The organism is Roseburia hominis, from assembly GCA_040702975.1.
Taxonomy (GTDB): domain Bacteria; phylum Bacillota; class Clostridia; order Lachnospirales; family Lachnospiraceae; genus Allocoprococcus; species Allocoprococcus hominis_A.
Map to the genome: position 1 here is coordinate 1,843,181 of CP159990.1, position 14,549 is coordinate 1,857,729.

The following is a 14,549-nucleotide window of genomic DNA, read 5'->3' on the forward strand; positions in this document are numbered from 1 at the left end:
TAAGGAGAAGAATATGGATAAGAAAATAGTGATCCTGAATGGAAGTCCCCGTAAAAACGGGAATACGGCAGCTTTGGCTGCTGAGTTTACCAGGGGCGCCAAAGAGGCAGGAAATACGGTGACGGAATTTTTCCTTGACGGTATGAATATCCATGGCTGCAAAGGGTGTTTTGGAGGCCACAGCAGCCGGGAATGTCCCTGTGTTCAAAGAGATGATATGGACAAAATATATCCGGTGGTAAAAGAATGTGATGTGATCGTGCTTGCGTCGCCGCTGTATTACTGGAATATGAGCGGTCAGCTTCGGACGGCTGTCGACCGGTTGTTTGCATTGGAGGAAGGGGATGGGAATCTCCTTAGAGGGCATGACAGGGCTTCTGCGCTTTTGATGGCGGCAGAGGGGCATGGGTTTGAAGATGTTGTTCTTTACTATGACCACCTTATGGAGCATTTGAAGTGGAAAAATCTTGGGCATGTTCTGGCCGGGGGAAATGGCAGTGTCGGTGATATTGCAGGAAAGCCTGAACTTAAGGAAGCCTATGAGCTTGGAAAATCAATCTGATAATACATAGGAAGGAAACGATTATTCTGAATAAGATTAATTGGTTAGTAGTAAGCTATGACAGTAAGAGAAGCACTAAATAACAGATTTTCCTGTCGTAAATTTTCAAGTCAGCCTGTTACGAAGGATATGCTGGAAGATATTTTTAAAGATGCATTCCGAACCCCGTCCTGTGAGAATTCCCAGCCATGGGAGGTATATGTGGCGGGTACGGAGGCGATGGAAAGACTTCGTGCAGAGTACGAGAAGTCTCGGAAGGCTAAGATACCGGCAGATTTGAGCAACCGGTTCAACGGAAGATGGACGGAGGAGATGGCCCCCCGCATTGATGAATATTTTGACGGGATTGTGGAACATGAAGCAAAGGGGAACTTTGATTATACGATGCAGAAGAGGAACCTTTTCTATGCACCGGTAATGATATTTTTGTGCATTGATAAGGAACTGCCGGACTGGTCACTTTTTGACACGGGAATGTTTGCACAGAGCCTGATGCTGTCTGCTTCGGAACACGGACTGGCAACAATGGCTTCGGCAGTATCTGTATCTTATCCGGAGGCGGTACGGAGCGTACTTAACATACCTGAGAATAAGTCGATCGTGATTGGAGTCGGAATCGGCTATCCGGATAAAGAGGCTCCGATTAACGATTTTAGGACTACAAGAAAAGAAACCGGCGAGATACATTATATTTTGTAGGGAAAATAAAGGCTTACATAATAGAAGGAGAGTGGACGTAAATGACAGTTAAGGAAGCACTGAATAACAGGTTTTCCTGCCGTGTATTTCAGGATACACCGGTAGAGAAGCAGGTGTTGGATGAGATATTCGAAGATGCATTCCGGACCCCGTCCTGGGCAAACTCCCAGCCGTGGGACGTTTATGTGGCAGGAAAAGCGCAGATGGAGGCAATCGTACAGGGGATGAACGATTGCAGAAAACAGAGAGTTCATACTTCTTTAGACTTGCCTTTCAGGGGTGTATGGTCAGAGGAAGCTAAAAAACATATGGATCAGTTCTTTGAGGATGTCTATGCGTGTGAAGAGAGACGTAATCTGGATTTTACGATGCAGAACCGCAATCTGTTCTATGCCCCCTGCACCGTGTTTATCTGTATGGAGAAGGGACTTTCCGCATGGTCCTACTACGATATCGGAGCCTTTTCACAGAGCCTGATGTTGTCTGCGACGGAACATGGATTGGCTACAATACCGGCGGCTGTGTTTGTTGGGTATCCGGAAGTGATTCGTAAGGTCCTGCATATACCGGATAAAAAAGATGTGATCATCGGAATTGGAATTGGTTATGCAGATATGAATGTAAAGGTAAACCATTTCAAGTCCCAAAGGAAACCGGTCTCAGAGGTTGTTTATTGTGGAGTAGAATAATGCAGGCCATTACGACACTATGAGGATTGACGGCCAGATTATGCTGGTTTCGGAAACACAAGTAGCATAGCCGGTTGGGGTTCTGACTAGAATATCGGAAGAGAATCAACCGGCTATGTTTACGCCCGGATATTATGTTCTCGTAAAAAGGAAATTGGAAGGCAAAGAGTCCCTGCATCACCTCAAATTCCGATGCAAATCAAGCAATTTTCGCTTATCGTAATGTGTGACTAAATTAATTTGCTGCAAATATCACATAAATATTCGCAATGCTTATTGGTAATCGGACACATAAAAAATAATTCCGTGTTTTCATTTAGAGATACGATTTCGTATTGACCAATAATGTAATCATAGAAATCTTCAAAGAATTCTCTGTTCGTAGGTTTAGTGTCGTCTATGTAAAAAAATATTTCTTTCAGTATTTTCTTGTTACCATAGTCCCATATGTTCGAAACTACAGTTCGGACATTTCTTTCAACTGAATATACTGTCGCATTACATTCTCTGGCAATATCAATATACAAGCATTTCATGGAGTAAAAATCTAAATCTTTATTTCTATATAGAAGTATAATGCCGTTAACAATATAATCATAGCCTCTATAAACGGATCGATGAATCCCTAAACTTTTAAGAGTTTGTTTGGTAATAGCTGCTATTTTATTGTATTGCATCCAATCTACCCTCCATTCTACCTTACACATATCTATCGTAAAATGGAAATGTTTGGTATGCAATACGGTTTATTCGACACAGGTCGACATGGTTTGACAAATCAACAAAATGTGTCATGTGTGAAAAGTGCATACAGAATCTATTGACATCGTGCGATTATTGTGTATAAATAAATTGACGAGGTAATTTAGTCTGTAATCGATAGTGGATCAACGGATACAGAGTTTAGAATTTGAGATAGTACGACCGCAACCCCACTGGCTTTAAACGACGGGTTAAGGTCGTCACAAAAAGGAAGGGTAATAGAAATGATGCGGAAAATGATGAAGGATGCCGGGCTTGCAGTACAGGCTCATATGAGGAACGGAAAACGATTCGGGAAAACAATTCTTTATTTCTTATGTCTGTTCATAATACTGTCGGGCCTTGCCGGTTGTGCCGGCGAGACGCTGTCGGAAACCTACGGAACCGGGAGCTTTTCCGAGAAAGCGGGCTATTTGGCAGGTGAAGACTGGCTGGATTCTATCCCGGATTACCGGGGAACCCCTTATATAGAAGTGAATCATGATGTCCCTTTCTTTTCCGATGATGACAAAAAGAACAAAGAGGCTTTTGAGATATACAGTGATTTAGATGAACTGGGACGGTGCGGTGTGGCCTATGCAAATATCTGCGAGGAGATTATGCCGACTGAGGAGAGGGAGGATTCGCTTAGGTCGGTCACTCCTTCCGGCTGGTGTCAGAAGCAGTATAACGGCGAATACCTTCTGAACCGCTGTCATTTGATCGGTTATCAGCTTGCAGGAGAAAATGCAAATGAGAAGAATCTGATTGCCGGGACCAGATATTTCAATGTAGACGGAATGCTGCCGTTTGAGAATACCGTAGCCGAGTATATCGATGAACACCCTTTTAACCATGTTCTGTATCGGGTGACGCCTGTTTATAAAGGGGAAAATGACCTGATGGCGTATGGCGTTTTGATGGAGGCATGGTCGGTGGAGGATAATGGCTACGGGTGCCAGTTCTGCGTCTTCGTATATAATGTGCAGGAGGGCGTGGAAATCAACTATGCTACGGGCGAAAACCAGAGGGCCAGAGAGAAGAGTTCCAAGCGGGCTGATGCCGAAGAAAATGCCACATATGTTTTGAACACGGGCAACAGGAAATTCCATACAGAGGACTGTGCGAATGGTGATCGAATCAGTGGCGATAACCGTTCGGTGTATACGGGGAGCAGAGAGGATCTGATAGCGAAGGGGTATGAGCCGGCAGGGTGTTGTAACCCTTAAGAGTCGACACTATATTAAAAAAAATATTGTTTGTGTAAAGATGTATTTGCGAGTATAATGATAGAAAATGCCAGGCGATGTTTTGCAGGGGAAATATGAAATTTCGGAGGTGAATAATATGCAGTTTAATGATGAGAAGGACTATATCATGCGTATGATCAAAGAGGCTGTCAGCGTTCTGTTTTCCGTTATGTTTGGGAAAAACTACGTGCAGGTGGAATTGGAAAAAGGCAACAGATTTGCTGTTTCGGGAAGAAGACTGGATGAGTATAAAGAGATGGTCGACCGGGGAGAAATCAATGAAGCAGAGAATATGATGCTGGAGGACATCAATTATACCAACAAAGACGAAGTGGCGGCTGCCATTCTTTTCTACCGGTATCTGAGTCAAAAGGGAGAAGAGTTCTTAAGAAATAGCCATTACTCAAAGGAAGAGGCGCTTGATGGCCTGAAAACGCTTGCCGAGAAGGCTGGATATCAGGGAATTGTTAACTATGAAAAGGAGATATAATATGATGTTAGAAAAGAAAACAACAGAATTTCTTGCAGAATTATCTTCTGCGGCACCGGTTCCGGGAGGTGGCGGCGCTTCCGCCGCGGTAGGGGCATTTGCAGCGGCATTGGGGATGATGGTCGCGAATTTGACAGTGGGGAAGAAGAAATATGCGGATGTGGAAGCAGAGATTATTGAGATACGCGGACGATTAGAGAAGCTCAGAGATCAGATGGTCCGCCTTGTCGATGAGGACGCAAAGGCCTTTGAACCACTTTCTAAGGCGTATGGACTGCCAAAAGAGACCGGGGAGCAGAGAATCGAGAAAGAACGTGTGATGGAGAAGGCGCTTTTCGAAGCCAGCATGGCGCCTCTTCAGATCATGGAGACGGTTCTGGAGGCAATGGGGCTGCTTGCGGTGCTGGGAGAAAAAGGGAGCCGGATTGCAGTCAGCGATGTGGGTGTCGGGATTTTATTTGCCCAGGCGGCGGTAGAAGGGGCATCTCTGAATGTGTTTATCAATACGCGGCTGATGAAGGATCGTGAGCGCGCGGGGGAAATGAATGCGCAGGCGGAAGAGATGATTCGAAAAGCGCGGGAAATGAAGAGTGTTGTGTATGAAAATGTATTGGCTAAGATAAAATAAATTGTATATACAGATGTGCCGGACAAGGTAAAAAGAAAGCAGGAGAGAAAATTATGGGAACGGTAATGTTAGGAGCCGATGTGGCGAAGGCGATGAAGGCAGAGATCATAAGCCGGGTGGAAGAATTGAAGGCAGAAGGGATTTTTCCGTGCCTTACGATCATCAGAGTAGGAGCCAGACCAGATGATATCGCATATGAGCGGGGCGCCAGGAAGAGAATGGAGCTGACCGGAATCGCATGCAGGGTCCTGGAACTTCCGGAGACGATTGAGCAGAAGGAATTTGAAGAGAAGTTCCGGAAGGTAAATGAAGATGCTTCTGTTCATGGAATCCTCTTATTCCAGCCGCTTCCGGCACATTTGAACGCGGAGAGAGTGCGCGTGATGATCCGCCCGGAAAAAGATATGGACTGTATGAGTCCGGTGAATATGGCGAAGCTCTTTGCCGGGGATCGGACGGGCTATGCGCCCTGTACGGCGGAAGCAGTCATGAAAATGCTGGAGCATTATGAAATTGATCCGGAAGGAAAACGGACGGTGATCGTGGGCCGCAGTATGGTGGTGGGGAAACCTCTTGCCATGCTCATGCTGGCGAAAAATGCGACCGTGACGATTTGCCATACGAAGACGAAGGAGATGGCGAAGCTCTGTAAGGAAGCTGAAATCTTAGTGGCGGCGGCAGGGAAAAGCCGTATGATCACTGAGGACATGGTAGGAGAAGGCACTGTTGTTGCCGATGTGGGGATCAATGTAGATGAAGCGGGAAATATCTGTGGCGATGTGGATTATGATGCGGTGGAGAAGAAGGCTTCTTATATCAGCCCGGTGCCGAGGGGCGTTGGCAGTGTGACGACTTCCGTGCTGGCATGGCATGTGGTGCGCTCTGCGATGCGAAGTGCCGGAAAAGCAGAGCTGTTGTAGGTCCTTGCATAGAACACCAGGGAAACAGACGGCTGGCAAATAGGCTGGTTGGCTAAAATATAAGAGTGGATACTGAACTTTGCGAAACGGGTAGAAGTGTTTCGGCAGAAAAGGGGAGAGGAGACATGACGAAGGGGAGAGGGCTGTCTGCAAATGCATTGAAAATGATTGCCATGGGGTCTATGTTCCTGGATCATCTGGGCAGCGGGATTGTCTATCATCTCTATCTGGAAGCCTGTATGGTGGACGGTGTGGATATAGTGGGAGATATTATCCCGGAAGAGGCGAAGAGACTGCATTTATTGTATCAGATTCTGCGCATCATTGGTAGGATCGCTTTTCCGGTGTTTGCCTATCTTCTGGTGGAAGGATTTCTACATACGTCGAATTGGCTGAATTATGCAAAGAGATTGTTTTGGTTTGCAGTGATCTCGGAGGCTGCCTATGATGTACCCTGGAGCGCTGACAGCTTTCTGCGGCAGAATGTGCTCTGGACTTTTTTGATTGGACTTGTTATGCTGCACCATCTGCGGCTGGAGGAGCATCTTGCGGGGCGCCAGAGAAACGGAAAGATGATTCGGGATATTCTGACGGCCATGCTGATGGCGTTCCTGATCCAATCCGATTATTCTGCTCTGGGAGTGCTGCTGATCGCGGTGCTATATATTTACCGGGGAAATTACCGGCGGCAGGCTGCGGCGGGAACTGTAGTGCTTGTGCTGATGACGGTCGTGCAGACCATGCTGTACCGCATGATGTGGATACAGATCTTTAGTGTTCTGGCCTTTGTATTTCTTTATTTTTATAATGGAGAGAGGGGCAGAGGGAATAAGTATGTGTTCTATGTGTTTTATCCACTGCATCTTTTGATTTTGGGGTTATGCAGAAGTTTGATAGATTAGAGATTTACAGATGGTTTGATACACTATACCAGATACTATGGGTAAAACAGTGAAAAATGAAAACAGTTTGTGAAAATAGAATAACGGCATATCCGTTTTGCTGTCAAGCGTAGCTAAAAGAAGGTCTGAAGGCCACACTTTTGGTGCCTGGCATAGTGAAAAGAAGGTCTAATGTCCCTTCCTTTTGCACCAGGCGTACCTGAAAGAGTGTTCAATAGACCTTCTTTTAATTAATTTCTACAATATTACAAAGCAAATATTATTCCTTACTTTTTTACTTCAAGAAGGACGCCAGGAAATCCATAGACGTACCTCTGAGCAGGAACCAATATCCTGCAAATGCCGCAGCGGCAAGGATCAGGATTACCAGAATTACGACGAGTACCGTCGGAAAATGTCCTTCGTCTTCCTCTTCAAAGCCTTCGTCCAGCATGTTCTGGTAGTTTTCGCGCATCTCTTTCTCACGTTTTTCGCGCACTTCCTTCGGCGGAATATTGGAGTAGGTCCGCTCCTCAGTCGCACTTGCAGGAGCTTTGCGTTTCTTTGCCCTGGGCTGAGAATCGAAGGATTCTTCCAATGCGTCGGAGAACTCTTCAATCGGCTCTTCCATTGCGCGTGCTGCGGATTTTACTTTCGCCGGGCGCGCCGGATTTCCCGCTTTCTTTGAAGCTGCCGGGCGTGCAGCCTTCTTCGGCATTTCGGAGTCTTCCCGTTCATTGCGTATCGGTCTGCTTTCCGCATCTGCCGGACGTTTTTTCTTTTTCGGGCGCGGTTTCACTTCTGATTCTGCAGTGGCAGAAGCTTCCGTTTTGGAAACCGTCTTTTCCGGATTCGGGGAAGCCGGACGTTTTTTCTTTTTGGGACGCTCCGTAGTCTCCGTATCAGATGTGGATACACGTTCTGCTTCCGGAGAGGGACGATTCTTCACTTTCTTTTTCGGACGATCTTCCGGGGCGGAAGCGCCTGATGCCACGGCTTTATCTACCGCAGTGGAAAAGCTAATGGTAGGAGAGACGAGAGCATCGCTTGCCTCCTTTGGTTCTGCCGGACGTTTCTTCTTAGGTCTTGCTGCGCCCTCAGCCTCGGAAACAGGGCGTTTTTTCTTCTTCTTGGGAGCCGGTGCTTCCTCCGCTTTCGGAGCCTTTGGCTGTTCGGCCGGTACCTCTTTTTTGGCACGTTGTTTATCTAAATTCCACTGTTTTTTACAGTCATGACAGATGGCAAATTCATTGTAGATCGCATCGCCGGCAGCAGTCTCGCCGACCTTTTTATTCTTAATCTCCAGTTCTTTCTGACAAATGGGGCATTTCATTGGTAATCTCTCCTCTTTTGTTCTTAATTTATCGTTTATGATTTCTTATTTTATATATTTACCCATACATATACCATGTTATCACTTCTACAAAAGATGTCAAGAAATTTTATCGATGTATTGATTAAAACTTTTTGCCGATATACGAATTAAAACTTTGCAGAAGAAAGAAATAATGGTAGAATGGTATTATTCAGCCATGCATGAAATCTGGCAGACAGAATGCGCAGGCTGGCAGACAAAGGAAGGAATCGTAAAAATGGAACATAGAGTAGTGAAAATAGGGCTTCTAGGCCTTGGAACAGTTGGGACCGGCGTATATAAATTAATCGGCCGGCGCAGCGATGAGCTGGAAGAGCGGATCGGCGCTAAGGTCGAGATCAAGAAGATCCTGGTCCACAATTTAAGCAAAATACGCCATGGTGTGGAGCCGGCTCTTCTCACCGATCAGTGGAAGGAGATCCTGGAAGATGACGAGATTCAGATCATCGTGGAGGTCATGGGTGGAATTGAACCGGCAAGATCGATGATACTGGAAGCGCTTCGCGCCGGTAAGCATGTAGTCACGGCAAATAAGGATCTGGTGGCCGAATATGGAAAAGAATTGTTCGAGACGGCCGGGGAAAAACAGGTGGATTTCCTGTTTGAGGCGGCGGTGGCAGGAGGAATTCCGATTATCCGCCCTTTGAAGCAATGCCTTGCCGGAAATGAGATCGATGAGGTGATCGGGATTGTCAACGGGACGACCAACTATATTTTGACCAAGATGTTTGAAGAGGGAATGGATTTTAAGGAGGCGCTGGAAAAGGCAACCAAGCTGGGGTATGCGGAGGCGGATCCGACGGCGGATATCGAGGGTCTGGACGCCGGACGAAAAGCGGCGATCATGGCGTCGGCGGCCTTTCATTCCCGTGTGGTATTTTCGGACGTGTATACGGAAGGAATCACAAAGATTACGGCAAAAGACGTGGCGTATGCGAAGGAATTTGACAATGTCATCAAACTTCTGGCGGTATCCCGGAAGACTTCCGGCGGGATTGAGGTCGGGGTGTATCCGATGATGATTCATAAGCAGCACCCGCTGGCATCGGTGCGTGATTCTTTCAATGCGGTGTTCGTCCATGGAGATGCGGTGGGAGATACCATGTTTTATGGAAGAGGGGCAGGGGAGATGCCGACGGCAAGCGCAGTGGTGGGAGATATTTTCGATGTGGTGCGAAATCTTAAGTATCACTGCAATGGACGGATCGGCTGCGGCTGCTATCGGGAGGTGCCGATTAAGGATTTCCGGGAAGTGAAGAACCGGTTCTTCCTGCGCATGCAGGTGAACAACATGCCGGGAGTTCTGGCGGGAATCGCGAAGGTATTCGGCGACCATAAGGTGAGTATTGAGCGGGTGATCCAGCGGCAGGCGGTGGAAGCGAAGGCAGAGCTGGTCATCGGTACGGCGTCCGTAAAGGAGTATCATTTGAAAGACGCCTTAAAAGAACTGGAAAAGATGGAATATGTGGGCGAGATCAGCAGTGTGATCCGTGAGTATTAACGCACGAAAGCAGAGGAGGTGATCCGGTGCGGGAGAGGACGACGATTGGATTTTTGATCAAACAGATCAATAACGGCTACGAGAAGGATTTTAATAAAATGCTGAAAACCATTGGAATCACGTCTTCGCAGTGCGAGGTGCTGGATTATCTGTTCCACAGTAGCAAAGAGGAGATTACCCAGCGGGATATCGAGAGGAGCCTGAATTTGAAGAATCCGACGGTGACCGGGCTTTTGAAACGGCTGGACGAGAAGGGATTTATCCTCTCCGTTCCCAGCACTACGGATAAACGCTGCAAAAATATTTATCTGACGGAAAAGGCCTACGATATTCAGAGGAAGATGGAGGCCAGCAGGAAGAAGAGTGACCGCCAGCTTACCATCGGAATGAGCAAGAAAGAAATACAGGCGCTTAAAAAGGTGCTTGAGAAGGTGTTATATAATATTTCCGAACCGTAGGAGTAAGAAGCGTGAGGAAATGACAGGAGGAATAGAAGATGAGCTATGCAGACAAGATATTTGTAGAGATGTGCCGGGATATCATCGAAGGCGGCACCAGTACAGAAGGAGAGAAGGTGCGGCCGCACTGGGAGGACGGAAGCCTGGCCTATACGATAAAACGTTTTGGCGTGGTGAATCGTTATGATCTGCGAAAAGAATTTCCGGCGCTGACGCTCAGAAGGACGGCGATCAAGAGCTGTACGGACGAGCTGTTATGGATCTGGCAGAAGAAATCCAATAATATTCATGAGCTGAACAGTCATATCTGGGACAGTTGGGCAGATGAAGAGGGTTCCATCGGTAAGGCTTATGGGTATCAGATGGGCGTAAAGCATCAGTATAAAGAGGGAATGATGGATCAGGTCGACCGGGTGATCTACGATTTAAAGCATAATCCTTACAGCCGCAGGATCATGACCAATATTTACGTGCATCAGGATCTGCACGAGATGAATCTGTATCCCTGCGCCTATAGCATGACGTTCAATGTGACCCGGGATAAAGACAGCGGGAAGCTGGTTCTGAATGGAATTTTGAACCAGCGCTCCCAGGACGTGTTAACTGCCAATAACTGGAATGTTTGCCAGTATGCGGTGCTTATGCATATGCTGGCTCAGGTATGTGATATGCAGGTGGGAGAATTTGTACATGTGATCGCTGACGCCCACATTTATGACAGGCATATACCGCTTGTGGAGGAACTGATCACGCGGGAAATGAAACCGGCGCCTACGTTCTGGCTGAATCCGGAAGTGAAGGATTTCTACCAGTTCACGCGGGACGATGTCCGGCTTGAGAATTATGAGACCGGGCCGCAGATCAAGGACATCCCGGTCGCAATATAAGGGAAGATCCATGATCCATTGGACCTTCACTTAGGAATGCACGGCGATTAAGAAAAAGAAGTCTGGCATATAGCGAAGAAGAGAAAGGATTGGATGAGAAAATGAAATTGATCGTTGCCGTTGATAAGAATTGGGCTATCGGGAAGAATAACCGTATGATGTGGAGCATTCCCGCGGATATGAAGTTTTTCAGGGAGACGACGAAGGGTAACATCGTGATTATGGGGAGAAAAACTTTGGAGAGTTTTCCGCAGGGACAGCCTCTTAAGAATAGAGTGAATATTGTGATTACACAGAACCAGGATTACAAAGTAAAAGATGCGATCGTGGTCCACAGTGTTGAGGAAGCCCTAAAGGAGAGCCAAAAACATGAGGGCGAAGCATTTGTGATTGGCGGGGAGAGCATTTACCGGGCCATGCTTCCCTATTGTGATACGGCCCTGGTCACGAAGATCGATTACGCCTACGAGGCGGACACCTGGTTCCCGAACCTTGACGAAGAGGAAGACTGGGAGATGACGGAAGAAGGGGAGGAGCAGACCTGCTTCGATCTGGAATTCGCATTTACGAAATATGAGAGGATAAAGAAATAATTGGAGATTCTGCATTGACGAGAGGAAGCAATGCAAAATCGCGGAAATAATAAAATAAATCAAGAAAATATGCAAAAAGTGTCATTGACAAATGCAGGTGATGGTAAGTATAATGGTTACAATCAGTTGTGACATATAGGAAATGCTATGACAGGGAGGAGTACATAATTTTCTGATGCAAAGAGAGGGAACGGCGGGTGTAAGTTCTCGTGAAGAGATTATGGAAGTAGCCTTTGAGCAGCGAACCAAACGGGCGGCGGGCCTTAGTAGACTTCGACGTGACTCTCACGTTACAGAGAAACAATATCGGACAAAAGGTCCCGTATTGACAGAGTGCAGAGAGAATTCTCTGAATTTAGGTGGTAACACGGATTGTATATTCGCCCTAGGCTAGCAATAGTTTAGGGCATTTTTATTGTAACTGTCAGGTATACTGATATGGCAGAAAATGAAAGACGTAACACGAAAATATAAGGGAGGTAACAGCATGAAGAAAATTTCGGGGAACAAATTGCTGGTGAAGGCACTTCGGGAGGAAGGCGTAGATATCCTGTTTGGATATCCGGGAGCCTGCACGATCGATATCAGTGATGAAATTTACAAACAGAATTATACGAAGGTGATTCTCCCCAGGCATGAGCAGGCTCTGGTGCACGCGGCGGACGCCTATGCAAGGTCGACCGGCAAGGTGGGAGTGTGTCTGGTGACCAGTGGCCCGGGAGCGACCAACCTGGTGACGGGGCTTGCGACCGCGAACTATGACAGTGTGCCGCTGGTGTGTTTTACGGGCCAGGTGGCGCGGCATCTGATTGGAAATGATGCATTTCAAGAAGTAGACATTGTGGGAATTACCAGAAGTATCACCAAATACGGAATCACCGTAAAGAAAAGGGAGGATCTTGGACGGATCATCAAGGAAGCCTTCTATATTGCAAGGACAGGGCGTCCGGGACCGGTGCTGGTGGATCTTCCAAAGGACGTGATGGCGGAACTGGGGAGCGGAGAGTATCCAGGTACAGTGAATATCCGGGGATACAAGCCGTCCACCACGGCGCATATCGGGCAGCTCAAGCGTGCGATCAAGATGCTGGGTAAAGCCAAAAGACCGCTGTTTTTGGCGGGAGGCGGCGTGAATATCGCGCGGGCCAATGAGAGCTTTCGGAAAATGGTCGAGATCACGAAGGTTCCTGTTGTGACGACAATCATGGGAAGAGGAGCGATTCCTACGGATCACCCCTTATTTATCGGCAACCTGGGAATGCACGGTGCTTATGCATCAAACATGGCGGTAGGGGAATGTGATCTGCTCTTCTCCATCGGAACCCGTTTTAATGACAGAATTACCGGAAAGCTGCACGCATTTGCACCAAATGCACAGATTGTACATATTGATATTGATACCGCATCTATTTCACGAAATATTAAGGTAGACGTGCCGATCGTGGCAGACGCCAAGGAGGCGATCGACAAACTTTTGGAGTATGTGGAAGTCTGCGATACCGCAAAATGGCTGGACGAGATCAGCGTGTGGAAGCGGATGCATCCGCTGAAAATGAAGCTGAAAAATGGGGTTATGCAGGCGCAGGATATTCTGGAGACGATCAACGAAGTGTTCAAAGATGACGAGAAGATCGTAGTGACCGACGTAGGGCAGCACCAGATGTTCACGTCCCAGTATTTGGAGGTCAATGAAAAGACCAGAATGCTCACGTCAGGCGGTCTTGGCACAATGGGCTACGGCTTCCCGGGAGCGGTCGGGGCGCAGATCGGCAATCCTGACAGCACCGTCATTGCGATTTCCGGCGACGGCGGAATGCAGATGAATATTCAGGAATTTGCTACGGCCGTGCTGGAGGAGCTTCCGCTGATTCTCTGCGTATTTAATAATACCTATCTGGGAATGGTGCGGCAGTGGCAGAAATTATTCTATGGAAAACGGTATTCCATGACAGATCTTCGTTCCGGAGCGGCGACCAGAAGGGGCGAGGAGAAGCCACCGACATACACGCCGGACTTTGTAAAGCTGGCAGAGAGCTATGGAGCAAAGGGTATCAGGGTCACCAAACCGGAAGAGATGGCGCCGGCATTTGAACAGGCAAAAAAGAACCGGGCACTTAAAGTACCGACCTTGATCGAATTTATGCTGGATCCGGAGGATCAGGTCTATCCGATGGTACAGCCGGGCGGAACCTTGGAAGAGATGATTCTGGATTAATAAGGAGGGGTAAATGATGGATAACACAATGCGAAAAAGATGGATTTCCTTATATGTGGAAAATCAGGTGGGCGTACTCTCCAAGATTTCAGGACTATTTTCTGCAAAATGCTACAACCTGGAGAGCCTGACCGTGGGAACGACGGAAGATCCTACGATCTCACGTATGACGATCGAGACGCTCAGTGACGAGGAGACTTATGAGCAGATTAAGAAGCAGCTCAACCGTATGGTGGAGGTCATCAAGGTAATTGATTTTACCGAGATTTCCGTGGTGATGCAGGAGCTTATGTTCATCAAGGTAAAGAATTGTTCGAAGGAGGATAAGGCAGAGTTGTTCCGGATTGCGCAGACGTATCAGGCGAAGGTGCGCGACTACGGACATGACAGTTTGCTGTTAGAATTTGTGCACACGGCGCATAAAAACTCAGCGATCATTCAGTATTTGAAATCGGAGTTCAAGACCATCGAGGTAGTGCGGGGCGGTACCGTGGGAATTGAAGCGATCACGATGCCGAAAAGGTAGGGAACACGCCTCGAAGAAGTTGGCGTAAAGAGCGTGAAAGAAAACAGAGCGCACTCTTGATTTTTGAAACTGGTAGTATTATAATGAAAAAAGATTTTAAATATACAGATAAGGGACAGCGAGATTGGAGGAAT

16 protein-coding genes and 1 other annotated feature are annotated in these 14,549 nt (G+C 47.2%); of the genes, 14 read left to right on the forward strand and 2 right to left on the reverse strand.

The genetic code is table 11. The features are described 5' to 3' along the window. Nucleotides 1–13: 13 nt before the first annotated feature. The 3 genes from ABXS75_08580 to ABXS75_08590 are packed head-to-tail and all read left to right on the forward strand — an operon-like array spanning nt 14 to nt 1,950. Nucleotides 14–562: a flavodoxin family protein gene (locus ABXS75_08580; GenBank protein ID XCP86833.1), complete on the forward strand. Its 549-nt coding sequence runs from the start codon at nt 14–16 to the stop codon at nt 560–562. Between the two features lie 57 nt (nt 563–619). Next, nucleotides 620–1,261 (forward strand): nitroreductase, encoded by a 642-nt coding sequence (locus ABXS75_08585; protein ID XCP86834.1) that lies wholly within the window; start codon nt 620–622, stop codon nt 1,259–1,261. 41 nt (nt 1,262–1,302) lie between these two features. Then, on the forward strand, nt 1,303–1,950 hold the full coding sequence (locus tag ABXS75_08590) for a nitroreductase (GenBank protein XCP86835.1): 648 nt from the start codon (nt 1,303–1,305) through the stop codon (nt 1,948–1,950). Between the two features lie 230 nt (nt 1,951–2,180). Here ABXS75_08590 and ABXS75_08595 read toward each other — a convergent pair whose 3' ends face one another. Then, nucleotides 2,181–2,657 carry a sporulation initiation factor Spo0A C-terminal domain-containing protein gene (locus ABXS75_08595; GenBank protein XCP86836.1) on the reverse strand — a complete coding sequence of 159 codons (477 nt, stop codon included), beginning with the start codon at nt 2,655–2,657 and terminating at the stop codon, nt 2,181–2,183. Between the two features lie 279 nt (nt 2,658–2,936). Between ABXS75_08595 and ABXS75_08600 the strand changes: the two genes are divergently transcribed. The 5 genes from ABXS75_08600 to ABXS75_08620 all read left to right on the forward strand — a co-directional run bounded on the left by ABXS75_08600 (nt 2,937) and on the right by ABXS75_08620 (nt 6,881). After that, nucleotides 2,937–3,920 (forward strand): DNA/RNA non-specific endonuclease, encoded by a 984-nt coding sequence (locus tag ABXS75_08600; protein ID XCP86837.1) that lies wholly within the window; start codon nt 2,937–2,939, stop codon nt 3,918–3,920. Between the two features lie 118 nt (nt 3,921–4,038). Further along, nucleotides 4,039–4,431, forward strand: coding sequence for a DUF6483 family protein (locus ABXS75_08605; protein XCP86838.1), 393 nt, complete (start codon nt 4,039–4,041; stop codon nt 4,429–4,431). Nucleotide 4,432: 1 nt separating this feature from the next. Next, nucleotides 4,433–5,059, forward strand: a complete 627-nt coding sequence (locus ABXS75_08610; GenBank protein ID XCP86839.1) for a cyclodeaminase/cyclohydrolase family protein — start codon at nt 4,433–4,435, stop codon at nt 5,057–5,059. Nucleotides 5,060–5,112: 53 nt separating this feature from the next. After that, on the forward strand, nt 5,113–5,979 hold the full coding sequence (locus ABXS75_08615) for a bifunctional 5,10-methylenetetrahydrofolate dehydrogenase/5,10-methenyltetrahydrofolate cyclohydrolase (protein ID XCP86840.1): 867 nt from the start codon (nt 5,113–5,115) through the stop codon (nt 5,977–5,979). Between the two features lie 125 nt (nt 5,980–6,104). After that, nucleotides 6,105–6,881: a TraX family protein gene (locus tag ABXS75_08620; protein XCP86841.1), complete on the forward strand. Its 777-nt coding sequence runs from the start codon at nt 6,105–6,107 to the stop codon at nt 6,879–6,881. A gap of 274 nt (nt 6,882–7,155) precedes the next feature. On the opposite strand, the gene ABXS75_08625 is transcribed toward ABXS75_08620, so the two are convergent. Beyond that, entirely contained in the window at nt 7,156–8,193 is a 1,038-nt protein-coding gene (locus ABXS75_08625; protein XCP86842.1) for a hypothetical protein, read from the reverse strand. Nucleotides 8,194–8,452: 259 nt separating this feature from the next. Here ABXS75_08625 and ABXS75_08630 point away from each other — a divergent pair, with 259 nt between their 5' ends. The 6 genes from ABXS75_08630 (at nt 8,453) to ilvN (ending at nt 14,415) form a co-directional block, all read left to right on the forward strand. Further along, nucleotides 8,453–9,736 (forward strand): homoserine dehydrogenase, encoded by a 1,284-nt coding sequence (locus tag ABXS75_08630; protein XCP87113.1) that lies wholly within the window; start codon nt 8,453–8,455, stop codon nt 9,734–9,736. Nucleotides 9,737–9,762: 26 nt separating this feature from the next. Beyond that, nucleotides 9,763–10,194: a MarR family transcriptional regulator gene (locus ABXS75_08635; GenBank protein XCP86843.1), complete on the forward strand. Its 432-nt coding sequence runs from the start codon at nt 9,763–9,765 to the stop codon at nt 10,192–10,194. 38 nt (nt 10,195–10,232) lie between these two features. Continuing rightward, nucleotides 10,233–11,081 carry a thymidylate synthase gene (gene thyA, locus ABXS75_08640; GenBank protein ID XCP86844.1) on the forward strand — a complete coding sequence of 283 codons (849 nt, stop codon included), beginning with the start codon at nt 10,233–10,235 and terminating at the stop codon, nt 11,079–11,081. Between the two features lie 101 nt (nt 11,082–11,182). Then, a complete protein-coding gene (locus ABXS75_08645; protein ID XCP87114.1) occupies nt 11,183–11,674 on the forward strand; it encodes a dihydrofolate reductase in 492 nt (163 codons plus the stop codon). A 138-nt stretch (nt 11,675–11,812) separates the two neighbouring features. Next, nucleotides 11,813–12,065, forward strand: a binding site (T-box leader). 96 nt (nt 12,066–12,161) lie between these two features. After that, on the forward strand, nt 12,162–13,889 hold the full coding sequence (ilvB, locus tag ABXS75_08650; GenBank protein ID XCP86845.1) for a biosynthetic-type acetolactate synthase large subunit: 1,728 nt from the start codon (nt 12,162–12,164) through the stop codon (nt 13,887–13,889). A gap of 16 nt (nt 13,890–13,905) precedes the next feature. Beyond that, nucleotides 13,906–14,415, forward strand: coding sequence for an acetolactate synthase small subunit (ilvN, locus tag ABXS75_08655; protein ID XCP87115.1), 510 nt, complete (start codon nt 13,906–13,908; stop codon nt 14,413–14,415). Nucleotides 14,416–14,549: the final 134 nt, after the last annotated feature.